Origin of the sequence: Nocardia sp. NPDC004151 (assembly GCF_042874235.1) — a bacterium.
GTDB lineage: Bacteria > Actinomycetota > Actinomycetes > Mycobacteriales > Mycobacteriaceae > Nocardia.
In genome coordinates this window covers 276,061-298,597 of the sequence record NZ_JBIAMR010000009.1, presented here as the reverse complement: position 1 = coordinate 298,597, position 22,537 = coordinate 276,061, and the positions used below count along the sequence as shown (strand labels likewise).

The 22,537-nt window shown below is 68.6% G+C and carries 20 protein-coding genes and 1 pseudogene; 14 read left to right on the top strand and 7 right to left on the bottom strand.

The window, feature by feature from the left end; all coding sequences use genetic code 11:
* Positions 1 to 10: 10 nt before the first annotated feature.
* Positions 11 to 1,753: a nitrite/sulfite reductase gene (locus ACFYTS_RS22195; protein ID WP_387306823.1), complete on the bottom strand. Its 1,743-nt coding sequence runs from the start codon at positions 1,751 to 1,753 to the stop codon at positions 11 to 13.
* A 400-nt stretch (positions 1,754 to 2,153) separates the two neighbouring features.
* On the bottom strand, positions 2,154 to 3,017 hold the full coding sequence (locus ACFYTS_RS22190; protein WP_387306821.1) for an immunity 49 family protein: 864 nt from the start codon (positions 3,015 to 3,017) through the stop codon (positions 2,154 to 2,156).
* 307 nt (positions 3,018 to 3,324) lie between these two features.
* Between ACFYTS_RS22190 and hemW the strand changes: the two genes are divergently transcribed.
* The 10 genes and pseudogenes from hemW (at position 3,325) to era (ending at position 14,292) form a co-directional block, all read left to right on the top strand.
* Positions 3,325 to 4,524, top strand: coding sequence for a radical SAM family heme chaperone HemW (hemW, locus tag ACFYTS_RS22185; protein ID WP_387306904.1), 1,200 nt, complete (start codon positions 3,325 to 3,327; stop codon positions 4,522 to 4,524).
* Positions 4,525 to 4,635: 111 nt separating this feature from the next.
* Positions 4,636 to 5,478: an alpha/beta fold hydrolase gene (locus ACFYTS_RS22180; protein WP_387306819.1), complete on the top strand. Its 843-nt coding sequence runs from the start codon at positions 4,636 to 4,638 to the stop codon at positions 5,476 to 5,478.
* Between the two features lie 152 nt (positions 5,479 to 5,630).
* Positions 5,631 to 6,671: a heat-inducible transcriptional repressor HrcA gene (hrcA, locus tag ACFYTS_RS22175; protein WP_357278606.1), complete on the top strand. Its 1,041-nt coding sequence runs from the start codon at positions 5,631 to 5,633 to the stop codon at positions 6,669 to 6,671.
* A 35-nt stretch (positions 6,672 to 6,706) separates the two neighbouring features.
* Complete coding sequence (gene dnaJ, locus ACFYTS_RS22170) at positions 6,707 to 7,861, top strand: molecular chaperone DnaJ (protein WP_357086237.1); 1,155 nt, start codon at positions 6,707 to 6,709, stop codon at positions 7,859 to 7,861.
* Positions 7,862 to 7,865: 4 nt separating this feature from the next.
* A complete protein-coding gene (locus ACFYTS_RS22165) occupies positions 7,866 to 8,606 on the top strand; it encodes a 16S rRNA (uracil(1498)-N(3))-methyltransferase (RefSeq protein WP_387306816.1) in 741 nt (246 codons plus the stop codon).
* Positions 8,607 to 8,903: 297 nt separating this feature from the next.
* Complete coding sequence (locus ACFYTS_RS22160) at positions 8,904 to 10,982, top strand: PhoH family protein (protein WP_387306814.1); 2,079 nt, start codon at positions 8,904 to 8,906, stop codon at positions 10,980 to 10,982.
* Between the two features lie 22 nt (positions 10,983 to 11,004).
* Positions 11,005 to 11,562 carry an rRNA maturation RNase YbeY gene (ybeY, locus tag ACFYTS_RS22155; RefSeq protein ID WP_357004316.1) on the top strand — a complete coding sequence of 186 codons (558 nt, stop codon included), beginning with the start codon at positions 11,005 to 11,007 and terminating at the stop codon, positions 11,560 to 11,562.
* Positions 11,559 to 12,896: a hemolysin family protein gene (locus tag ACFYTS_RS22150; RefSeq protein WP_357278600.1), complete on the top strand. Its 1,338-nt coding sequence runs from the start codon at positions 11,559 to 11,561 to the stop codon at positions 12,894 to 12,896. Before ybeY ends, ACFYTS_RS22150 begins: the two co-directional genes overlap by 4 nt.
* Positions 12,893 to 13,210 (top strand): annotated as a pseudogene (locus ACFYTS_RS22145) (cytidine deaminase); the annotation flags it as partial. The gene ACFYTS_RS22150 and the pseudogene ACFYTS_RS22145, both read left to right, overlap by 4 nt.
* Before the next feature lie 128 nt (positions 13,211 to 13,338).
* The gene (gene era, locus ACFYTS_RS22140; RefSeq protein WP_357278598.1) at positions 13,339 to 14,292 is read left to right on the top strand and encodes a GTPase Era; all 954 of its coding nucleotides are present in this window, start codon (positions 13,339 to 13,341) and stop codon (positions 14,290 to 14,292) included.
* 65 nt (positions 14,293 to 14,357) lie between these two features.
* Here the strand turns inward: era and ACFYTS_RS22135 are convergent, their stop codons facing one another.
* The gene (locus ACFYTS_RS22135) at positions 14,358 to 15,773 is read right to left on the bottom strand and encodes an amidase (protein ID WP_387306811.1); all 1,416 of its coding nucleotides are present in this window, start codon (positions 15,771 to 15,773) and stop codon (positions 14,358 to 14,360) included.
* A gap of 426 nt (positions 15,774 to 16,199) precedes the next feature.
* Here ACFYTS_RS22135 and recO point away from each other — a divergent pair, with 426 nt between their 5' ends.
* The 3 genes from recO to ACFYTS_RS22120 all read left to right on the top strand — a co-directional run bounded on the left by recO (position 16,200) and on the right by ACFYTS_RS22120 (position 18,293).
* On the top strand, positions 16,200 to 16,973 hold the full coding sequence (gene recO, locus ACFYTS_RS22130; protein WP_357278594.1) for a DNA repair protein RecO: 774 nt from the start codon (positions 16,200 to 16,202) through the stop codon (positions 16,971 to 16,973).
* Positions 16,974 to 17,094: 121 nt separating this feature from the next.
* A complete protein-coding gene (locus ACFYTS_RS22125) occupies positions 17,095 to 17,889 on the top strand; it encodes an isoprenyl transferase (protein ID WP_357278592.1) in 795 nt (264 codons plus the stop codon).
* Positions 17,886 to 18,293, top strand: a complete 408-nt coding sequence (locus tag ACFYTS_RS22120) for a hypothetical protein (protein ID WP_379094956.1) — start codon at positions 17,886 to 17,888, stop codon at positions 18,291 to 18,293. Before ACFYTS_RS22125 ends, ACFYTS_RS22120 begins: the two co-directional genes overlap by 4 nt.
* 24 nt (positions 18,294 to 18,317) lie before the next feature.
* Here the strand turns inward: ACFYTS_RS22120 and ACFYTS_RS22115 are convergent, their stop codons facing one another.
* The 4 genes from ACFYTS_RS22115 to ACFYTS_RS22100 all read right to left on the bottom strand — a co-directional run bounded on the left by ACFYTS_RS22115 (position 18,318) and on the right by ACFYTS_RS22100 (position 20,782).
* The gene (locus ACFYTS_RS22115; RefSeq protein ID WP_387306808.1) at positions 18,318 to 18,947 is read right to left on the bottom strand and encodes a TetR/AcrR family transcriptional regulator; all 630 of its coding nucleotides are present in this window, start codon (positions 18,945 to 18,947) and stop codon (positions 18,318 to 18,320) included.
* A gap of 105 nt (positions 18,948 to 19,052) precedes the next feature.
* Positions 19,053 to 19,466 carry a Fur family transcriptional regulator gene (locus tag ACFYTS_RS22110; protein ID WP_387306806.1) on the bottom strand — a complete coding sequence of 138 codons (414 nt, stop codon included), beginning with the start codon at positions 19,464 to 19,466 and terminating at the stop codon, positions 19,053 to 19,055.
* A gap of 3 nt (positions 19,467 to 19,469) precedes the next feature.
* A complete protein-coding gene (locus tag ACFYTS_RS22105; RefSeq protein ID WP_213560109.1) occupies positions 19,470 to 19,865 on the bottom strand; it encodes a metalloregulator ArsR/SmtB family transcription factor in 396 nt (131 codons plus the stop codon).
* A gap of 80 nt (positions 19,866 to 19,945) precedes the next feature.
* Positions 19,946 to 20,782 carry a hypothetical protein gene (locus ACFYTS_RS22100; RefSeq protein WP_387306804.1) on the bottom strand — a complete coding sequence of 279 codons (837 nt, stop codon included), beginning with the start codon at positions 20,780 to 20,782 and terminating at the stop codon, positions 19,946 to 19,948.
* A 192-nt stretch (positions 20,783 to 20,974) separates the two neighbouring features.
* Here ACFYTS_RS22100 and ACFYTS_RS22095 point away from each other — a divergent pair, with 192 nt between their 5' ends.
* A complete protein-coding gene (locus ACFYTS_RS22095; protein ID WP_357278584.1) occupies positions 20,975 to 22,366 on the top strand; it encodes a glycine--tRNA ligase in 1,392 nt (463 codons plus the stop codon).
* The last annotated feature ends 171 nt before the right edge of the window (positions 22,367 to 22,537 follow it).

Genomic DNA, 22,537 nt, shown 5'->3' with positions numbered 1-22,537 from the left:
TCTCTCCCAACTACCGCAGGTCTGCCTCATCGGCGCGGACAGCCCACACCGCGAAACGCTCACCCTCGTCACGGTTCTTGACGAAGTTGCGCACCACGCGCTCGATGTAGTCGCCCAGTTCCTCGCTGGTGACCTTGTGCTGGCGCAACTTCCGGCCGAAGCCGGAGTCGAGTCCCAGGCTGCCTCCGAGGTGAACCTGGAAGCCCTCGATCTGATTCCCGTCGCCGTCGTCGACGAGCTGGCCCTTGAAGCCGATGTCGGCGATCTGGGACCGGCCGCAGGAATTGGGGCAGCCGTTGATATTGATCGTGATCGGCACGTCGAGCTGCGCGTTGATGTCCGCGAGCCGCTGCTCCAGCTCCGGCGCGAGCACCTGCGAGCGCTTGCGGGTCTCGGTGAACGACAGCTTGCAGAACTCGATGCCACTGCACGCCAGCAGGTTCCGCCGCCAGATGGACGGACGGCCGTGCAGGCCCAGCGGTTCCAGCGCGTCGATCAGCTGCTCGACCTTGTCGTCGGGGACGTCGAGGACGATGAGCTTCTGATAGGGGGTGAAGCGCACCCGATCCGAACCGACCGCCTCGACGGCGTCGGCGACCTGGGTCAGGATGGTGCCCGACACGCGACCGGCGATGGGGGAGAAGCCGATGGCGTTGAGGCCGTTGCGCAGCTTCTGCACACCGATGTGGTCGATCGGGCGCTCCGGCTGCACCGGCGCGGGGCCGTCGATCAGCTTGCGCTTCAGGTACTCGTCCTCGAGCACCTGACGGAACTTCTCCACACCCCAATCCTTGACCAGGAACTTGAGGCGGGCCTTGGTGCGCAGGCGGCGGTAGCCGTAGTCGCGGAACAGCGAGACGACCGCTTCCCACACGTCGGGAACCTCGTCGAGCGGCACCCACGCGCCGAGGCGCTGGGCCAGCATCGGGTTGGTGGACAGGCCGCCGCCGACCCACAGGTCCAGGCCGGGCCCGTGCTCGGGGTGAACGACGCCGACGAAGGCGACGTCGTTGATCTCGTGCACCACGTCCTGCTGGCCGGAGATGGCGGTCTTGAACTTGCGCGGCAGGTTGGAGTATTCCTTCTTGCCGATGTAGCGCTTGACGATCTCGTCGATGGCCGGGGTCGGGTCGAGGATCTCGGTGAGCGACTCACCGGCCAGCGGCGAGCCCAGCACGACACGCGGGCAGTCGCCGCACGCCTCGGTGGTCTGCAGGCCGACCGCTTCGAGGCGACGCCAGATCTCCGGCACGTTCTCGATCTCGATCCAGTGGTACTGGACGTTCTCGCGGTCGGACAGGTCGGCGGTGTCGCGGCCGAACTCGGTGGAGATGCCCGCGAGGGTGCGCAGCTGGGCGAGGTTCAGCGCGCCCGCGTCGCACCGCACCCGCATCATGAAGTAGCGGGCCTCGAGCAGGTCGATGTTCTCGTCGCCGGTGTAGGTGCCGTCGTAGCCCTGCTCGCGCTGGGTATAGAGACCCCACCAGCGCATGCGGCCGCGCAGATCGCTCTTGTCGATCGAGTCGAAACCCTGCTTCGAGTAGATGTTCTCGATGCGGGCGCGCACGTTGAGCGGGTTGTCGTCCTTCTTGGACTGCTCGTTGGCGTTGAGCGGCTCGCGGTAGCCGAGCGCCCACTGGCCCTCCGACTTGCGCTTCACCGGACGGGCCGTGCGCTCACGCCGGACGGGTTGCGCCGAATCGGGCACAGTCTGCGGCGTATCGGAACTGGTGGCGTCGGTGCTCGACGTCATGGGGGTCGCTCCTGAAGGTCTTGCGGGCAGGCGGGAGGGGCTGGCTCACGCCTCCGATATCAGAGAACCGGCTCTATACGGCGTCAGGCCGACGCCGGATTCCGGGAGAATGGGAGCCGATCTACCGGAGGCTTCCGGACAGACAGCTCGCGCTGCAGACACGCTTGAAGTCGACATGGCGACGCGCCACGAGTCGTACTCCAAGTCCAGTCATGTGGCTTATTGTGCCACGTCAGAAGGGTCGGTCCGACTGCCGGATCGAATTTTCCGCAGTTTTCCGGGAAATCCCCTGGATAGATTGTCCGATTTGTGACGGGCATCATAGATCAACGCCGAGCAAACCACTTGGACGGTTGACCTGAACGATTCGGTGTGAGTGCCTCGGCGATTCGGTGCGATTCTAGGACGCGCGATCGGCGTCGGCCTCGGTCAGGCGGGCCTTCGCGGCGGCGAGGCGGGCCAGCTCGTCACCCAGTTCCGGGGAGAACATCCAATCCGGCCGATCGATGAATCCGGCCGGTAGGTACTCCGAGCGGACGGCCGTCCGATACCCCAGGTCCCGGGCCCAGCAGGCCAGACCCAGCAGCGGCAGCGAGAACACGCCCTCGGGATCGTTGCGCCACACGTCGTTGTCGAAGAACGCCCGATGTCGTCGCAGCGCGTGGGTCAGCTCGCGGTCGAAGCCCTCGGAATCACCGTCGGCCAGCCGGATGAACACCTCCACGGCCGGGCGGAACAGCAGGTCGGTGACGCCCTGCGCGCCCACGCGGCTGGTGGTGTCCAGCGCCCAGGCCGCCTCGTAGACGCTCTTCGGCCCGTACCGCCACGCCGTCTGGAGCAGCCGCACCCACTCGTACTGGAAGTCGTCGAAGGCGTCGTCGCCGAACTCACGCAGCCGGTCGATCGGGTAGTCGACCAGCTCGGCCATGGCCTCGGCGTCGCGGGCGATGAGCGTCCACCAGAACGCCGCCCGCCAGCCCGCCACCTTGTCGTGCCGGTCGAAGCCGGATTCGATGCCGTCCGCCCGGAACCGCCGGGTCACCGTCTGCTCGGTCGAATGGGCGAAATACCAGGTCCGCGACCGCAGCGCCGCCGGATCCGGCAGCAGCATGGTGGCCAGCAGCACCCCGTCCATGGACCGCGAGAAGTTCGGCCCGTCCGGCCGCACCGGCCGCCGGGCCCGGTAGACCACCGGGGCCACCGACCCCTCGTCCACTTCCCTGATCGACTTGGCGTCGATCTCGTGCCGCGGCACTTCGATCATCGGCTCGTTCCCGTCCGCACCCGGACCAGCTCGCGCCCGGCCCGCCGAAATCTTTTGGAATGTACCCGGATTCACCGAGGTGCGCCGGGTGGAGCGGCAACGGTCCGCGCAGGCGCGCCCCAGCATCGGAGGCCCTACGACCGGCCCTGGCCCGGGCTACCCGCGACGTGGTTCGATCCTGCGTTGCCGCCGGTCCGGTCGCGGCCTCCGGGCTATTGCCGCGTCCCGGGACGCGGTGGCCACCGGGTGCGCTGTGATTCGGGCAACCGGTCACACTGAATGGGTGACCTCGACTGCTCCCCCTCCGATCACCGGCACGGCCTCCGCGCAGGACGCCGACGCGCCGGTGCTGCGCGACTTCGGGGGCGGGCCGTTCGGGATCTACATCCACGTGCCGTTCTGCGCCACCCGCTGCGGATACTGCGACTTCAACACCTACACGGCGGGGGAGCTGGGCTCCTCGTCCTCGCCGCAGTCCTGGTTCGAGGCGCTGCGCGGCGAGCTGGCCACGGCGGCAAGGGAATTCGACGCGCTGCCCTCGGTGACGCCCGCGGTCGAGACGGTCTTCGTGGGCGGCGGCACGCCGTCGCTGCTCGGTGGTGACGGCCTGGCCGGGGTGCTCGACGCGATCCGCGACAACTTCACGCTCGCCCCCGGCGCGGAGGTGACCACCGAGTCCAATCCGGAATCCACCTCGCCGGAGTTCTTCGAGCGGCTCCGCGCGGCCGGGTACACCCGGATCTCGCTGGGCATGCAGTCGGCGGCCCAGCACGTGCTGAAGATCCTGGACCGCACCCACACGCCGGGCCGGGCGGTGGCGGCCGCGCGGGAGGCCCGCGCGGCGGGCTTCGGCCACGTCAACCTGGACCTCATCTACGGCACCCCCGGCGAATCCGACGCCGATCTGGACGCCAGCCTCGACGCCGTGCTGTCCGCGGGCGTCGACCACGTCTCGGCCTACTCGCTGATCGTGGAGGACGGCACCGCGCTGGCCCGCCGCGTTCGCCGCGGCGAACTGCCCGCCCCCGACGACGACGTGCTGGCCGCCCGCTACGAACGCATCGACACCCGGCTGGCCGCGGCGGGCCTGCACTGGTACGAGGTCTCCAACTGGGCCGCCTCCGAGGCGGGCCGCTGCCGCCACAACCTCGGCTACTGGGACGGCGGCGACTGGCTCGGCGCGGGCCCGGGCGCGCACAGCCACGTCGGCGGCACCCGCTGGTGGAACGTGAAACACCCTGCGCGCTACGCGGATCGGGTCACCACGGGTGCGTTGCCCGCGGCGGGCTGGGAGTCGCTCACCGACGAGGAGCGCTACACCGAGCGCGTCATGCTGACCGTGCGGCTGCGCACCGGCCTGCCACTGGCCGATCTCGACGCGGACGGCCGGGCCGCCGCCGGGCGCGTGATCGCGGACGGTCTGGCCGAGCGGGCCGGCGACCGGCTGATCCTCACCGACCGCGGCCGCCTGCTCGCCGACGGCGTCGTGCGGACCCTGCTGACCTGAGCCGAACGGATTCGGCCAACCGCGAGTGAAACCGCCTGGTCGGGACTAAATTGTTCACCGGAGATTGCGCAGCACCGGTCAGGATCGACACCTTCGGCCCGAGGACATCTCATGGTGAAGCCACTGATGCGACCCGTCCCGAACAGCTTCCGTGCCCGACGCCTCACTCGCGCGACGTTCAGCGCCGCCGCGGCCGTGGCGCTCGCCGCCGGCCCACTCGCCGCCGGGTCGGCCGCCGGCGCGGACCTGCCGACGGTCGTGCTGGTGCACGGCGCCTTCGCCGACGCCTCCAGCTGGGACGGCGTCGCCGCGCGACTGCGCGCGGACGGCTACCCCGTCGTGACGCCGGACAACCCGCTGCGCGGTCCCGCGTACGACGCGGCCGCGATCCAGCGCACCCTCGACGGCATCACCGGTCCGATCGTGCTGGTCGGGCACTCCTACGGCGGCACCGTGATCAGCAATGTCCACGACGCCAAGGTCGAATCACTGGTCTACATCTCCGCCTTCGCGCCCGTGCAGGGCGAAGCCGCACTGCTGGAACTGAATCCGATCCAGTACCCGGGCTCGCAGCTCACCCTCGCGCTGCGACTGAAGACCGTCGACGACGCGCAGGGCATCGCGGGCAGAAACCTGGACGCCTACGTCGACCCGGCCCGCTTCCCCGAGGTCTTCGCCCAGGACGTCGATCCGGTGATCGCCGCCGACATGGCCGCTCGCCAGCATTCGCTCGCCCTGTCCGCCAACCTCGAGGCCTCGGGCGCGCCGTCGTGGGCCTCGACGCCGAGCTGGTACCTGGTGTCCACCGCCGACCGGGTGATTCCGCCCGCCTCCCAATGGGATATGGCCAAGCGCATGAACGCCCATGTCTCCTCGATCGACGCCTCGCACGCCGGGCTGGTCTCGCACCCGGCCGACGTGGCGGCGATGGTGGAGGCCGCCGCCGGGCGGTGAGCGTGCGGGCGGTCATAGGGCGAGCTGCGCGACGCCCACTATCCTGGAGTGGATAATCCGGGAATTCCGTATGGCCGGTGCCCAGTGTCCCGCCGCGGAAGGCTCGGGGACGCGCCAGGCGTGCCCGAGGCGAGCGAGGAGGTGGGGCCACCATGTCGAGCACTGAGCAGCGACGGCTCGAGGTCCTGCGGGCCATCGTCGCGGACTACATCGCGACCAAGGAGCCGATCGGGTCCAAGACCCTGGTGGAGCGCCACAACCTCGGCGTGTCCAGCGCGACCGTCCGCAACGACATGGCGGTGCTCGAGGCCGAGGGCTACATCGCCCAGCCGCACACCTCGTCCGGCCGCATCCCGACCGACAAGGGCTACCGGCAGTTCGTCGATCACATCTCCGAGGTGAAGCCGCTGTCCGGCCCGGAACGCCGGGCCATCATGGAATTCCTGGAGAGCGGCGTCGATCTCGACGATGTGCTGCGCCGCGGGGTCCGGCTGCTCGCGCAGCTGACCCGGCAGGTCGCCATGGTCCAGTACCCGACGGTGTCGGCGTCGACCGTGCGGCACATCGAGGTGGTCGCGCTCAATCCGGCGCGACTGCTGCTGGTGGTGATCACCGACACCGGCCGGGTCGATCAGCGTCTGGTCGATCTGGGCAATCTGATCAGCGACGAGGATCTGGCCGCGCTGCGCGGCATGCTCGGCAAGGCGATGGAAGGCAAGCGCCTGGCCGCGGCCTCCGCGGCGGTGGCCGAACTGCCCGAGCACTCCCCGGCCAAGCTGCGCGACGTGCTGGTCCGGGTGTCCACCGTGCTGGTCGAGACGCTCGTCGAGCACGCGGAGGAACGCCTCGTGCTGGGCGGCACCGCCAACCTCACCCGCAATGCCTCCGACTTCCCCGGCAACGGTTTCCCGGGTTCCCTGCGCACCGTTCTGGAGGCGCTCGAGGAGCAGGTGATCGTGTTGAAGCTGCTGGCCGCGGCGCAGCAGCCGGGTACCGTGACGGTGCAGATCGGTGAGGAGACCAAGGTCGAGCAGATGCGCGGGACGGCCGTGGTGTCCACCGGTTACGGGCTGACCGGTACGGTGCTCGGAGGTATGGGGGTGCTGGGGCCGACCCGCATGGACTATCCGGGGACCATTGCCTCGGTGGCGGCCGTCGCCCGGTACATCGGTGAGGTGCTCGCCGAACGGTGAGCAAGCACGAGACGAAACAGGACTAAGAGACGCACGTGGCACGGGACTATTACGCACTGCTCGGAGTCGCACGGGGTGCGACCGACCAGGAGATCAAGCGCGCCTACCGGAAGCTGGCGCGCGAACTGCATCCCGACGTGAATCCGGAGCCGGAGGCCCAGGAGAAGTTCCGCGAGGTCTCCACGGCCTACGAGGTGCTGTCGGACCCGGAGAAGCGTCGCATCGTCGACCTCGGCGGCGACCCGATGGAATCCGGCGGCGGCATGGGCGGCGGCTTCTCGGGCGCGGGCTTCGGCGGCCTCGGCGACGTCTTCGAGGCGTTCTTCGGCGGCATGAACGCCTCCGGCGGCACTCGCAAGCCGCGCGGCCGGGTGCAGCCGGGCGCGGATTCGCTGCTGCGGACCCGCCTTTCGCTGCAGGAGTGCGCGGTCGGCGTCACCAAGCACCTGACCGTCGACACCGCCATCCTCTGCGACCTGTGCCAGGGTTCGGGCACCAACGGCAACTCCAAGCCGGTGCGCTGTGAGACCTGTGGCGGCGCGGGCGAGGTGCAGACCGTGCAGCGGTCCTTCCTCGGCCAGGTCATGACCTCGCGGCCCTGCCCCACCTGCCGGGGCGCGGGCGAGACGATTCCGGACCCCTGCCGCAAGTGCGGCGGCGACGGCCGCGTGCGTTCGCGCCGCGAGATCGCCGCGCCGATCCCGGCCGGTGTGGCCAATGGCATGCGGGTGCGTCTCGCGGCCCAGGGCGAGGTCGGCCCGGGCGGCGGTCCCGCCGGCGACCTGTACGTGGAGATCGTGGAGCAGCCGCACGACACCTTCGTGCGTGACGGCGACGACCTGCACTGCACCATCCGGGTTCCCATGGTGGACGCGGCACTGGGCACCACGGTCGTCATCGACACCATCCTCGACGGCCCGGTCGAGCTGACCATCCCGGCGGGCACCCAGCCCGGCGAGGCGTCGGTGCTGCGCGGCCACGGAATGCCGAAGCTGCGCGCCAACTCTCGCGGCGACCTGATCGCGCACCTCGACATCGTGGTGCCGACCAAGCTCGACGCCAAGCAGTCGGACCTGCTGCGCAAGTACAAGGGCATGCGGGCCAACGAGCACACCGAGGTGCTGTCGGCGCAGTCCGAGCACAACTCGGGCCTGTTCGCCCGTCTGCGCGCCTCCTTCAGCGGACGCTGATCCCTTGGCCGCCACCGTCTTCTATCTCGACGAGATCCCCGAACCGGGTGCGACCGCGGTGCTGGACGGCCCCGAGGGCCGCCACGCGGCCACGGTGCGCCGCATCCGGGTGGGGGAGCCGATCACGCTGTCCGACGGGCACGGGATCCTCGCCGATTCGGAAGTGGTTGCGGCCCAGAAGGATCGCCTCGAGCTGAAGGTCCTGTCCAAGCGCGAGGCCGCGCCCTGGACCCCGCAGGTGACGGTGGTCCAGGCGCTGCCCAAGTCCGACCGTTCGGAACTGGCGGTCGAGCTGATGACCGAGGCGGGCGCCGACGCCATCGTCCCGTGGCAGGCGCTGCGTTGTGTCTCCAACTGGGAGTCCAAGGCCCGCAAGGGCGTCGAGAAGTGGCGCGCCGCCGCCAAGCAGGCCGCCCGCCAGTCGCGGCGCGCCTACATCCCGGATGTGGCGGAGCTGCACGGCACCAAGGAGCTGCTGGAGCTGGTGCGCTCGGCCAAGGCCCAGGGCGCGCTGGTGGCCGCCCTGCACGAGTCCGGTGAATCCCGTTTGACTGAAATGTCTTTCGCTGGGGTGCCCGAGATCATCCTCATCGTCGGCCCCGAGGGCGGCCTGGACGACTCCGAGCTGAAGGCCCTCGCCGAAGCCGGAGCCGACATCGTCCTGCTCGGCCCCACGGTGCTGCGCACCTCCACCGCCGCGGCCGTCGCTCTCGGCGCGCTGGGCGCTCTCACCCCGCGCTGGTAGTCCTCGCCCGCGTATCGGCGGATCGATCCCGGAGGGTTCGCCACGGAATGGATTCGGCCCAGCGGCAGTTGCGTGTCAGCGGGCCGTTATGCCTGCTGGTAGCCGCTTATTCACTGGGCGGTGTCGGTGGTCGGCGGTAAACTTCTGTCAACGACGACGGCTTCGAGACCGGAAAGCAGGCCATAGCCACTTTTGAGAACACCAGGCGAAATCGGCGATCAGAGCACAACCACTGCCCGCATCGGCGGTGTCGACGGTTCCGGACCGGCGGGGCGGACCGTTCGTTCGAGCATCGAATTGGCACCGGAGTCGGTGTTCGGATTCCTGGGTTCGGCTGATGAGAACCTGCGTGAACTCGAGCGCCTCCTCGATGCCGACATCCACGTCCGCGGCAACTCCGTCACTCTGACCGGCAAACCGGCCGATGTGGCGCTGGCCGAGCGCGTGGTGGCCCAGCTCGTCGCGTTGACCGCACGCAACCGGGTGGTCACGCCCGAGGCGGTGCGGCACACCTACTCCATGCTCACCGAGGGTTCCTCGGACTCCCCGGCCGAGGTGCTCAGCCTGGACATCCTGTCCCGGCGCGGCAAAACCATCCGCCCCAAGACCCTGAACCAGAAACGCTATGTCGACGCCATCGACGCGCACACCATCGTCTTCGGCGTCGGCCCCGCCGGTACCGGCAAGACCTATCTGGCGATGGCCAAGGCTGTGCAGTCGTTGCAGACCAAGCAGGTCAACCGCATCATCCTGACCCGCCCCGCCGTCGAGGCCGGTGAGCGCCTGGGCTTCCTCCCCGGCACCCTCAACGAGAAGATCGACCCGTACCTGCGCCCCCTCTACGACGCCCTGCACGACATGATGGATCCCGAGGCGATCCCGAAGCTCATGCAGGCCGGGGTCATCGAGGTCGCCCCCCTCGCTTACATGCGTGGCCGTGCGCAGCCGCTTTTCACAAAGGTGCTGACGCCCAGCGGTTTCCGTCCTATCGGCGACCTTCGGGTGGGTGATTTCGTCATCGGCTCCGACGGTCGACCGACCGAGGTACTCGGTGTGTATCCGCAGGGCTTCAAGGAGATCTACCGAGTCCATACCCAGGACGGTTCGTCCACGCTGGCGTCCGGCGATCACCTGTGGTCCGTCTACACCCGCAGCGATCGCCGACGTGGAAAGCCCGCACGCGTCCTGCAGACCAAGGAGATGATCGGAAATCTCCGGGCCGCGCACTATCACCGCTACGAGTTGCCGCTGTTGAGCGACTCGGTGCAGTTCGAGGCCCGCCCGATTCCGATGGATCCGTACGCCCTGGGTCTGCTCCTCGGTGATGGATGCTTGACCTGCTCGACGACGCCGAGCTTCGCGACCACCGATCCGGAACTGGTCGAGTCCTTGGAACGGCTGATTCCCGGCATCGTGGTTCGGAAGAAGTCTGACGTCGATTATGTGCTGAATCGGATCACCACACCCGGTGAAGTGATCACGATCGAAAACCCGGTGACCGCGATCGCGCGGACACTCGGGTTGGCTGGTACGAAGTCGGACACCAAGTTCGTTCCGAGTGAGTACCTGTTCAATTCGCCGGAGGTTCGTCTCGGTGTCCTGCAGGGCCTGCTGGACTCTGACGGCGGTCCGGTCACTCAGCACGGTCGTACCTGCCGCATCCAGTTCACGACGGTGTCCGATCAGCTGCGTGACGATGTGATCTTCCTCGTCCAGTCACTGGGCGGTGTGGTCTATCAGCGCACGCGCGAGGCCGAGGGACGTCGGCCGGGACTGGCTCGTGGCCGCGAGGTCCAGCATCGTTCGGACGCGCACATTCTCGATGTCCGACTGCCGGAGGGCGTCGCACCGTTCCGGTTGGCTCGGAAGGTCGGGAAGTACGCCGAATTCGGTGGCGGACGGCCGATGCGGTTCATCGACCGAATCGAGGAGGCGGGTACCGAGGAGGCCGTCTGCATCCAGGTCGCGGCCGCGGACTCGCTGTACGTGACCGAGGACTTCCTGCTCACCCACAACACGCTCAATGACTCGTTCATCATTCTGGACGAGGCACAGAACACTACGGCCGAGCAGATGAAGATGTTCCTCACGCGCTTGGGGTTCGGGTCGAAGATCGTGGTGACCGGTGACATCACCCAGGTCGACCTGCCGAACAACGCGCGATCGGGTCTGCGCGCGGCCACCGAGATCCTGCACGGCATCGAGGACATCCACATCGCCGAGCTCACCAGCGCCGATGTGGTCCGTCACCGCCTGGTCGGGGCGATCGTGGACGCCTACGACCGCTACGAGTCGGACACGCGCCCGCCGGCGGCGGTGCACTATCCGGGTAATCGGGCGCAGCGACGTGCCGCGAGCCGGGGAGACCGGCACTGAACTCGACCACTACGCTGATCGGGTGAGTATCGAGATCGCCAACGAATCGGGTATCGAGGTATCCGAAGAAGAACTGGTCAGCGTCGCGCGGTTCGTCATCGGTCAGATGGACGTCCATCCGGCGGCCGAGCTGTCGATGGTGCTGGTCGATCTCGACACCATGGCGGATCTGCACATGCGCTGGATGGACCTACCGGGTCCGACCGACGTCATGTCGTTCCCCATGGACGAGCTGGAGCCGGGCGGGCGGCCCGATGCCGCCGAGCCCGGCCCCTCCATGCTCGGCGACATCGTGCTCTGCCCGGAGTTCGCGGCCCAGCAGGCCGAGAAGGCCGGGCACTCCATGGATCACGAGCTGGCGCTGCTGACCGTGCACGGCGTCCTGCACCTCCTCGGCTACGACCACGCCGAGCCGGAGGAGGAGAAGGAGATGTTCGCGTTGCAGGCCTCCCTGCTGGAGGGCTGGTACGAGAACGTGCGCCAGGAGATGCGCCGCGCCGAGCTCGCCGAGCGCGACCAGCGGCTGCTGGGCAAGACCGGATTCACCGACACCACCGGTGATCCGCTGGGCCCGGCGTGAATTCATTCGTTCTGCTGCTGCTGGCGATCGTCCTGGTCCCGGCCGGCGGGGTGTTCGCGGCGCTGGACTCGGCGCTGAACACCATTTCGCCCGCGCGCGTGGAGGATCTGGTGCGCGCGGAGCGGACCGGGGCGGCGCGGCTGGCGCGCATCATCGCGGATCGGCCGCGCTATGTGAATCTCATGGTGCTGCTGCGCCTTACGTGCGAGATCACGGCAACGGTGTTGCTGGCGGCCGTGCTCCTGGACTGGCTGGGCGAGGCGCCCGCCCTGCTGATCACCGCGGCGGTCATGGTGCTGGTCGACTATGTGGTGATCGGTGTCGGCCCGCGCACGCTGGGCCGTCAGCACGCCTACTCGCTGGCGCTGGGCGCGTCGCTGCCGTTGCAGGCCATCGGCTCGCTGCTCGGCCCGATCAGCCGCCTGCTCATCCTGATCGGTAATGCGATCACCCCCGGTAAGGGATTCCGCAACGGCCCCTTCGCCTCCGAGATCGAACTGCGCGAAGTGGTGGATCTGGCCGGCGAGCGCGGCGTGGTGGACGCCGACGAGGCGCGCATGATCCAGTCGGTGTTCGAACTCGACTCCACCCCGGCGCGCGAGGTCATGGTGCCGCGCACCGAGATGGTGTGGATCGAGGCGGACAAGACCGCGGCGCAGGCCATGTCGCTGGCGGTGCGGTCGGGGCATTCGCGGATTCCGGTGATCGGGGAGAACGTCGACGACATTCTCGGCGTCGTCTACCTGAAAGACCTTGTCCCGTACGCGGATCGGAGCCGGAAGGTGAAGGTGCGCCAGGTCATGCGGCCCGCCGTCTTCATCCCCGACTCCAAGCCACTCGACGCGCTGCTCGACGAGATGCAGCGCCGCCGCAACCACATGGCGGTGCTGGTCGACGAGTACGGCGGCATCGCGGGTCTGGTCACCATCGAGGACATTCTCGAGGAGATCGTGGGCGAGATCGCCGACGAGTACGACAAGGACGAGATCGCGCCGATCGAGCAGATCGGCGCCGGCAAGTTCCGGGTCTCGGCCCGGCTGCCCGTCGACGACCTCGGCGAGCTGTTCGACATCGAGATCGAAGAGGAGGACGTCGACACCGTCGGCGGCCTGCTCGCACACGCCCTGGGCCGCGTCCCGCTGCCCGGCTCCAAGGCTGTCGTCCAGGGCCTGCAATTGAAGGGGGAGGGCGGGGCCGACGCGCGCGGCCGCATGCGGATCCACACGGTGGTGGTGCGCAGGGCCCAGGAGAAGACGAGAACCGAACCGGCGGAACAGGAACCGGGCGGCGCACACGACGATGGAGAGGCCGATGACCGAGATGAACGCCGATGATTGAGCTCGACGCCGAGGACGGCAAGCTGCGGGTGCTCGCCCGCGGCGCGATGGGCCGCACCGGCGGCCGTGGCGGCGCGGCGGTGCGCGACACCGACGGCCGCACCTATGCGGCCGGGACGGTGGAGCTGACAGCGCTCCCGCTGACCGCGTTGCAGGCCGCGGTGGCGGCCGCGATCTCCAGTGGCGCGACCGGTTTCGAGGCGGCCGTGGTGGTGGCGGGCAAGCTGTCGGATCCGGGCGTGGCGGCCGTGCGTGAGGTGTCGTCTTCCGCCCGCATCATTTTCAGCGACGTGAAGGGCGCGGTATTCGACGTGCTCGAAGGGGACGACGACTACGGCGTCGAGAATCCCATCGCGGCGAGGCGGCCCGCGGACAATATCGCGGGATCGCGCGAGGTCCCGGCGGGCTTCGATCTGGACAGTGAATCGGAGGTCTTCGAATGAGCGGCCAGGGCGGCACCGACGGTGAATTCCGTTCCGGTTTCGTATGTTTCGTGGGGCGGCCGAACACCGGCAAGTCCACGCTGACCAATGCCATGGTGGGGCAGAAGATCGCCATCACCTCCTCGCGGCCGCAGACCACCCGGCACACCATCCGTGGCATCGTGCACCGCGACCACGCGCAGCTGATCCTGGTCGACACCCCCGGTCTGCACCGGCCGCGCACCCTGCTCGGGCAGCGGCTCAACGACCTGGTGCGCGATACGTATTCGGAAGTCGACGTGATCGCGGTCTGCATTCCGGCGGACGAGAAGATCGGTCCCGGCGACCGCTGGATCGTCGAGCAGATCAAGACCATGGCGCCCAAGACCACCCTGCTGGGCGTGGTCACCAAGATCGACAAGGTGAGCCGCGACCAGGTCGCGCACCAGTTGATGGCGGTCTCCCAGCTGCTGGGTCCCGAGGCCGAGGTGGTTCCGGTGTCCGCGGTCAAGGGTGAGCAGGTCGAGGTGCTCATCGACGTCATCGCCTCGCAGATGCCCGAGGGCCCGGCCTTCTACCCGGACGGCGAGCTCACCGACGAGCCCGAGGAAGTCCTGATGGCCGAGCTCATTCGCGAGGCCGCGCTGGAGGGCGTGCGCGACGAGCTTCCGCACTCGCTCGCGGTGGTCATCGAGGAGGTCCTCGAACGCGAGGAGAACGACGACACCGAGACCGACGGCCGTCGCTCCGCCGAGGGCATGCTCGATGTGCACGCCCTGCTGTACGTGGAGCGCCCCAGCCAGAAGGCCATCATCATCGGCAAGGGCGGCGCCCGCCTCAAGGAGGTCGGCACCAACGCCCGCAAGCAGATCGAGCACATCCTCGGCACCCGCATCTACCTGCACCTGCACGTGAAGGTGGCCAAGGACTGGCAGCGCGACCCGAAGCAGCTGGGCAAGCTCGGCTTCTGACCCGCGTCAAGCGAATGGCACACCATCGAGGGAATGTTCCCTCTCCGGTGTGCCATTCGTCGTTTCTAGGACTGCGGCCACCACGGGGTCGGGCGGGCCTTGTACCACTGGAGTTCCGATTCCAGTTGGGCCGCGACCGAAACCAGTAGTTCCTCGGAGTGGGCGGGGCCCATCAGCTGGGAGCCGACCGGGAGCCCGTCCGCGGTGAAACCGGAGGGGATGTTCACCGCCGGCCAGCCCAGCACGTTCCACGGCCAGGTGTAGGGGCAGGCGGCGGTGATGAGTTCGTCGGTGGCCCAGGAGCCGATGCCGTCGATCTCGCGGACACCCGGGGGCGGGGTGGCCGTGGTGGGGGCCAGCACCAGGTCGAAGTCGTCGAAGATGCGGCCGGTCTGCTTGCGCAGCAACGGTTCCGCCGCGCGGGCGGCGAACAGCAGCGGGGACAGCAGGCGGCCGACGGTGGCGTTGTGGTGGGTGCGCGGGTCGACCTGCGCGCCGGGCAGCCGGTCGAGGGCTTCGCGGATGCCGACCATGGACCGCGGCAGGAAGGTCGCGCCCATCAGCACGCCGTAGTGCACGTCGGCGACGGTGACCTGGTGGCCGAGTCGGCGCAGGGTCGCGGCGGTGGCGTGCACGCGGGCCTCGACCTCGCGATCGAGCGCGGTCTTGGTGGCGGTGAACGGGATTCGCAGCGAGAGCGCGATGCGCAGGCGGCCCGGATCCCGGCCGACCGCGTCGGAGACGCGCAGCGCGGGCGGGGTGTGCAGGTCGCCGGGATGCGGTCCGGCGGTGGCGTCGAGCAGCAGCGCGGCGTCGGCGACGGTGCGGGCGAGCGGACCGTTCACGGTGAGCCCGTGGAAGGCTTCGGGCAGTGGCCAGGTCGAGATGCGACCGCGCTGGGGCTTGATGCCGAACAGGTTGTTCCAGGCGGCGGGGATCCGCACCGAGCCGGCGCCGTCGGAACCCAGTGCGGCGGGGACCAATCCGGCCGCGACCGCCGCCGCGGAACCACCCGACGAACCGCCGGGGGTGTGGTCCGCGCTCCACGGATTCGTGGTGTGGCCGAAGGCGTCTCCGCTGGTGAACGGCAGCTGGCCGAGCTCACAGGTATTGGTCTTGCCGACGATCACCGCGCCCGCCGCGCGCAATCGGCGTACCGCTTCGGCGTCCTCGGTCGCGGCGGGGAAGTCGCCGCCGCAGCCGAAAGCCGTTGGCGTGCCGGTCAGGTCGGTGTCGTCCTTGATGGCGAGCGGCACCCCGAGCAGCGGTTCCCGTTGTCCGGCGGCGAGTTTGCGGTCCGCCTCGGTGGCCTCGGCGAGGGCCTCGGCCCGGCGCACGATCCGGAAGGCGTTCAATGCCCCCTGGCTGGCCTCGATGCGATCCAGTACGGCCGTGGTCGCCTCGACCGATGTGATCGTGCCCGCCGCCAGGGCCGCCGCGAGTTCCGTCAGGCCCAGTTCGCCGACAGACGCCAAAGTCATGTGAATCCCGTCTCGTTTGTACTCGGGAGTAACATAGCGCGACTTTGGTCACACGTCCAACAGGTGGCGGTTGTGAAGGATGACCTCCGGCCTTACCGATCCCCGCGCCGATCGGTCGAGGGCGCACTGCCGTCCGGCCCACCCCTCCAGGGCCGGACGGCAGTGCAGATATGGGTCGCCGCGACCATCCGCCGGGTGGCGCGCAGCGATCGGGGCGCGGACGGCACGGCCGCCCAGCGAGATCCGGCGGCGGGAGTCTGGCGCGTCATGGAGTCCTCCGATGGGTGCGTCCGAATGCTCTGCCTTGCGGGTTTCAGCCTGGTTTCAGTCGCCAATCGCGGGCCAACGAACTTCTAACCGCGCCCCGCCGCGATACACGCCGCGACTCGTCACCGCCCGGTCGGTCCCGCGTGCGAGACTGGTGCGGTGCGGTTGTATCGGGATCATGCGGTGGTGTTGCGCCAGCACAAGCTGGGCGAGGCGGACCGTATCGTCACGCTCCTGACCCGCCAGCACGGTCTGGTGCGCGCGGTAGCCCGGGGTGTGCGGCGCACGCGCTCCAAGTTCGGCGCCCGCCTGGAACCGTTCGCCTACGTCGACATCCAGCTCCATCCCGGCCGCAATCTCGACACCGTCACCCAGGTGCACACGGTCGAGACCTTCGCCGCCGACATCGTCGCCGACTACGGCCGCTACACCACCGCGTGCGCGGTCCTCGAAACCGCCGAACGCCTCGCGGGCGAGGAGGGCGCACCCGCCGCCCGCCTGCACACCCTCACCGCGGGCGCCCTGCGCGCCATCGCCCTGGGCCACCGCCCGCACGAACTGATCCTCGACGCGTTCCTGTTGCGCGCCATGGGTTTCGCGGGCTGGGCCCCCGCGCTCGACGACTGCGCCCGCTGCGCCACCCCCGGCCCGCACCGGGCCTTCCACGTGGCCGCCGGCGGCGCGGTCTGCGTGCACTGCCGCCCGCCCGGCGCGGCCACCCCGATGCTCGGCGTCCTCGACCACATGAGCGCCCTCGAGCGCGGCGACTGGTCCGGCGTCGACGCCGTCACCGACGCCATGCGCCGCCAGGCCAGCGGTCTCATCGCCGCCCACCTGCAATGGCATCTGGAGCGCCAGCTCCGCACCCTCCCGCTCATCGAGCGCACCCGCCCCCACGAGGCCGTCGACCGCACCGAAGCCGCCATCGGCTGACCGGCCGAACACCCGCCGGTCCGGCGCCGGAATTCGCGGAACGAGTGTCGGTGGTGTGGAGGTCCGGTGTGAATCCAGTGGGCGGCGTCCGGCGCTCTGGCGCGTCGGGCAGGATGGGGGCGTGATCGGGAACCGGAAGTCATCGACTGAGCAGCGTGTTGTGCGGCCGCCGTCGCCGCATCCGTCGGGGGCGAAGCCGCCGGCGATTCCGGCGGAGTTCGTGCCCAGGCATGTGGCGCTGGTGATGGACGGGAACGGGCGGTGGGCGCAGGAGCGCGGGCTGCCGCGCACCGCGGGACACGAACGCGGCGAGGCGGTGCTCATGGACACCGTCGAGGGCTGCATCGAGATGGGCGTGAAGTGGCTGTCGGCGTACGCGTTCTCCACCGAGAACTGGCGGCGCAGCCCGGACGAGGTCCGCTTCCTGATGGGCTTCAACCGCGATGTGATCCGCCGCCGCCGCGACGAGATGCACGAGATGGGTGTGCGGGTGCGGTGGGCCGGGCGGCGACCGCGCCTGTGGCGCAGCGTGATCAAGGAATTGGAAGTCGCGCAGGAGCTCACCAAGGACAATACGGTGATGACCCTGACCATGTGCGTCAACTACGGCGGCCGCGCCGAGATCGCCGACGCCGCACGGGAAATCGCGCGCCGGGTGGCTGCGGGGGAGCTGGATCCGGAGAAGGTCACCGAGGCCACCGTCGCCCAGTACCTGGACGAGCCCGATATGCCGGACGTGGACCTGTTCCTGCGCCCGTCGGGTGAGCTGCGCAGCTCCAACTTCCTGATCTGGCAGGCCGCGTACGCCGAATTCGTGTTCCAGGAAACGCTTTTCCCCGATTTCGATCGCCGTAATCTCTGGGAAGCCTGCCTGGAGTACGCCAAGCGCGACCGCCGTTTCGGAGGTGTGAAGTGACCGATCAGCTCACTCCCGCGGAGGCGCTGCAGGACCGCGCCCGCGCCCTGCTGCTGCGTTACGGCGTGGAGGTTCGCGAGGAGGAGGGCGCCCTCGGTTTCGAATACGAGGGCGCGCTGTGCTCGCTGCGCGGGGTGAACCTGTCGCCGGGCCTGGATGTGCTGGCGCTCATGTGCATTCTGGCCTGGGACCGCCCGGTGAAGCCGCAGCTGCACAAGCGGGTCGCCGAGCGCAATGCCGCGCTCCAGTTCGGCACGCTGACCGTGGTGTCGCGCGACAAGCTGGCGGACGTGATCCTGCGCTACACCTTCCCGGCCGCCGGGCTGGAGGACGAGCCGCTGGCCACCCTGCTGCTGTTGACGCTCTCCGGTGCGGGTCGCGCCCGCCAGGGCCTGCTGCCCTGACGGGGCTCGCCGCCCGGGATCGGTTCAGGCCCGGGCGGTTTCGGGTTCCCCGGCGGCGTCGCGATAGCCGGGCAGGATCTCGGTGATGCCGCGCGCGAAGGTGTCGGGATCGGCGTCGCCGAGAATGAGGTGCTGCAGGATGATCCCGGGCAGCAGCCCGAGGAAGATCTTGGCGATGGCATCGGTGTCGGCGTCCGGGGGGAACCAGCCCGCGTCACGCATGCGGTTGGCGTAGTCGAACCACAGGCGGCGGAAGCCGAGAATATCGGTGCGCACGTAATCGGCGATATTGGCGTCGGTGAGGGCCAGCGCCCAGGCCTGGGGGATGACCCGCACGGGCCCGCCGGGGGCGCTGAGCTTGACGATGTCCTCGCTCATCAGCCGGATCAGCGCGGGCGGCGTGGGTAGCGGGTCGCTGTAGACGGCTTCGCCGAGGGTGGCGCGCAGGTCGACGGTGGCTTCGGTGGCGAGGGCCTCGATGATGTCGTTCTTGGATTTGAAGTAGCGGTAGACCGCTCCGGCGGAGAGCCCGGATTCGGCGAAGACGTCCTGCATGGTGGTGGCGTGCAGGCCTTTGCGGGCGAAGCAGGTCTGTGCGGCGTCGAGAATCTGTTGTCTGCGGCGTTCCAGGTGTGCATCGCTGACTCTGGGCATGCGACCAAATTAAAACGAATATCCGTTCTCAACAAGCTGACAATGCCATGTCAGCCTTGTCCCATCCGTTGCGAATTTGCGTGGGCCAGGCGGGATTCCGGCTGGTCAGCCCTTCGCGGCGCAGCATTCGCGGCAGGTGCCGAAGATTTCCATGGTGTGGCTGATATCGGTGAATCCGTGCTCGGCGGCGATGGAATCGGCCCAGGCCTCCACGGTCGGTCCCTCCACCTCGACGGTGCGGCCGCAGCGGCGGCAGACCAGGTGGTGGTGGTGTCCGCTCGAGCACTGCCGGTACACCGATTCGCCGGTGTCGGTGCGCAGCACGTCGACCATGCCGGCGTCGGCGAGGGATTGCAGGGTTCGGTAGACCGTGGTCAGGCCGATGCCCTCACCGCGTTTGCGGAGTTCGTCGTGCAGTTCCTGCGCGGAGCGGAATTCGTCGATGTCGGCCAGCAGCGCGGCGATGGCGCTGCGCTGGCGGGTGCTGCGAACCCCGACCGTCTTCTCGGTTGTTCCCACGGGTCACCCTTCCTCGGCGTGCGCGACCGCGTCGATGACGATGTGCGCGAGATGCTCGTCGACCAGTTCGTAGATGACCTCGCGCCCGGTGCGCTCACCGCGCACCACCCCCGCGGACTTCAGGATCCGCAGGTGCTGACTGATCAGCGGCTGGGTCACTCCGAGGGTATCGACGAGCTCGTGCACGCAGCGCGGCGACTCCCGCAGTTGCAGCACGATGGCGATGCGCACCGGCGCCGCGAGGGCGCGCAGCAGTTCCCCGGCGGAGTCGAGAATGGTGCGTGACGGCACCACCGGCGGCTGCGGCGACCGGTACGGATACTCGTCGTGGGGGATCGCGGCCGGAGCCTCGGTCGCGACGTGCGAGCGCCGCAGGGGCGCGCCGCTGTCCGTGGTCATCGAACCAACTCCTTATTGGAAACCGATGCCATTCTTATATGCACGGGTACGCATGTCAAACATGACGTCGGCGCGTCGCCTCAGCAGTTGCCGTCCTGAGGCATCGGCATCGACCGATCGAAGTAGTACTCGGGCCGATGCTTGTCCCGCGCGCCGCCGAACGACGGCGGATTGCCGTAGTTGGGGGCAAGATAGCCCTTCTTCCCCAGGAAGCAGTTGACCGGATACGCGAAGCCCTGGACGTCGCCGATCCACATCCCCTGCGATCCGCCGTCGTAGGCCGGGTCCTCGACCCAGTCGTACTCGACCACCCGCCGCACCATCGCGACGATGTCGAATGCCCCGTACCCGGTGCGGTCCGGCGGCGTGAACGCGTACGCCACCGAGTAATCGGTGCGAATCGCCAACTCGCCCTTGTCGTTCAGCCCCACCGTCATGGTCCCTTCGACCCGCGGCGAGACCGGCAGCAGCCGATACCCGGGCGCCAGCTTCTCGGTCAGCCACCAGGTGTCGGCCGCGTTCCCGGACTTCAGTTTCGGCCGGATGTCCTCGACCTGGTGCGTGGCCAGCAATGTCAGCACCGGTTCGGCGTCCTGGGTTTCGAGCACGTGCGGGTCGAGCCGGGCGGCGACGATCAGCTGTTTGACGCGATCGGTGGCCGCGGTCACGGTCGCGGCCGAGTAGCGCCCGACCGGTGCGGCGACGGGCGGCTGGATTCCGGCCGCGCCTTCGGGCCAGGAGGCGGTCGGGGTGTTGGCGAACGGGTGGCCCAGGTCCACCGGCGCGGTCGTGGCGATCGTCGAACTCGGATCCTCCGTCGGGCGGGCCTGGAGACGATTGAGCAGAACGGCGCCGCCGAGCAGCGTCACCGCCACGATCGCGAGTGCCACCGTGTACTTGCTCCCATACGTTCGCATGGCCCCACCCCTGTGCTGTTGTGGATCGCGCACCCCCGTGTGCCGACCGGTGTCCTCGTTCCAATATGGCCCGTTGTGATCAGGGCTGCATCCCCTGCTTGTGGGGGCAGTGGGTGCAAAGTCGGTTGCTCACGGCAGATAGTCTGGACCTAATCCTTTGCAATCTTCCGGACACGGATGGAGAACTGTTCAGTGGCACCCAAGTCGAAGGTGGACACCGTCGCCAATCTCGCCAAGCGTCGGGGTCTCGTGTACCCGAGCGGTGAGATCTACGGCGGAACGAGGTCGGCCTGGGATTACGGTCCGCTGGGCGTGGAGCTCAAGGAGAACATCAAGCGGCAGTGGTGGCGGTCCATGGTGACCAGCCGCGACGACGTGGTCGGTCTGGACTCGTCGATCATCCTGCCGCGTCAGGTGTGGGTGGCCTCCGGTCACGTCGCGGTGTTCAACGACCCGCTGGTGGAGTGCCTCAACTGCCACAAGCGGCACCGGCAGGACCACCTGCAGGAGGCGTACGCCGAGAAGAACAAGCTCGACGACCCGGACTCGGTGTCCATGGAGCTCATCGTGTGCCCGGATTGCGGCACCGTGGGCAAGTGGACCGAGCCCAAGGACTTCAACATGATGCTGAAGACCTACCTGGGCCCGGTCGAGTCCGAAGAGGGCATGCACTACCTGCGTCCGGAGACCGCGCAGGGCATCTTCGTCAACTACGACAATGTCGCGACCACCGCGCGCAAGAAGCCGCCGTTCGGCATCGCGCAGATCGGCAAGTCGTTCCGCAACGAGATCACCCCGGGCAACTTCATCTTCCGCACCCGCGAGTTCGAGCAGATGGAGATGGAGTTCTTCGTCAAGCCGGGCGAGGACGAGCAGTGGCATCAGTACTGGATCGACACCCGCATGGCCTGGTACACCGACCTCGGAATCGACCCGGAGAACCTGCGGCTGTACGAGCACCCGAAGGAGAAGCTGTCCCACTACTCCACCCGCACGGTGGACATCGAGTACCGCTTCCGCTTCGCGGGCAGCGAGTGGGGCGAGCTCGAGGGTGTCGCCAACCGCACCGACTTCGACCTGAAGACGCACTCGGAGCACTCGGGCAAGGAGCTGGTCTACTTCGACCAGCAGACCGGTGAGCGCTACACCCCGTTCGTCATCGAGCCCGCGGCCGGTCTGACCCGTTCGCTGATGGCGTTCCTGGTCGACGCGTACCACGTGGAGCAGGTGCCGACCGCCAAGGGCGGCGTGGAGGATCGCACCACGCTGCGCCTGGATCCGCGGCTCGCTCCTGTCAAGGCGGCGGTGCTGCCCCTGTCGCGCAACGCGGATCTGTCGCCGAAGGCCAAGGACCTGGCCGCGCAGCTGCGCCGGAACTGGAACGTGGACTTCGACGATGCCGGCGCCATCGGCCGCCGCTACCGTCGCCAGGACGAGATCGGCACCCCGTTCTGCATCACGGTCGACTTCGACACGCTCGAGGACCACGCCGTCACGGTGCGTGAACGCGACTCGATGGCCCAGGAGCGGGTGGCCCTGGATCAGGTGGAGGGCTACCTGGCCGCGCGCCTCATCGGCGCCTGAACCCAGTCCCACTGAAAAGACCGGTCAATGCCTGACCGGTCTTTTCTTTATTTTCTCGTCGGCGAAATTCGGAGTGTCATAGAGAAATTGGGTAACCCGCTACTCATGTTAACGGTCCAAGACCGGGCCACTATTTGAGTATGTGGGCAACGGCGCCTTCTCCTGCCGAAG

Bases quoted from the DNA above. Each gene is read 5' to 3' on its own strand.
- ACFYTS_RS22135 (WP_387306811.1), bottom strand. From the start codon at position 15,773: ATGACTTTGGCGTCTGTCGGCGAACTGGGCCTGACGGAACTCGCGGCG.
- ACFYTS_RS22190 (WP_387306821.1), bottom strand. From the start codon at position 3,017: ATGATCGAAGTGCCGCGGCACGAGATCGACGCCAAGTCGATCAGGGAA.
- ACFYTS_RS22195 (WP_387306823.1), bottom strand. From the start codon at position 1,753: ATGACGTCGAGCACCGACGCCACCAGTTCCGATACGCCGCAGACTGTG.
- hrcA (WP_357278606.1), top strand. From the start codon at position 5,631: ATGTCGAGCACTGAGCAGCGACGGCTCGAGGTCCTGCGGGCCATCGTC.
- ACFYTS_RS22100 (WP_387306804.1), bottom strand. From the start codon at position 20,782: ATGCGAACGTATGGGAGCAAGTACACGGTGGCACTCGCGATCGTGGCG.
- era (WP_357278598.1), top strand. From the start codon at position 13,339: ATGAGCGGCCAGGGCGGCACCGACGGTGAATTCCGTTCCGGTTTCGTA.
- ACFYTS_RS22180 (WP_387306819.1), top strand. From the start codon at position 4,636: ATGGTGAAGCCACTGATGCGACCCGTCCCGAACAGCTTCCGTGCCCGA.
- ACFYTS_RS22115 (WP_387306808.1), bottom strand. From the start codon at position 18,947: ATGCCCAGAGTCAGCGATGCACACCTGGAACGCCGCAGACAACAGATT.
- ACFYTS_RS22105 (WP_213560109.1), bottom strand. From the start codon at position 19,865: ATGACCACGGACAGCGGCGCGCCCCTGCGGCGCTCGCACGTCGCGACC.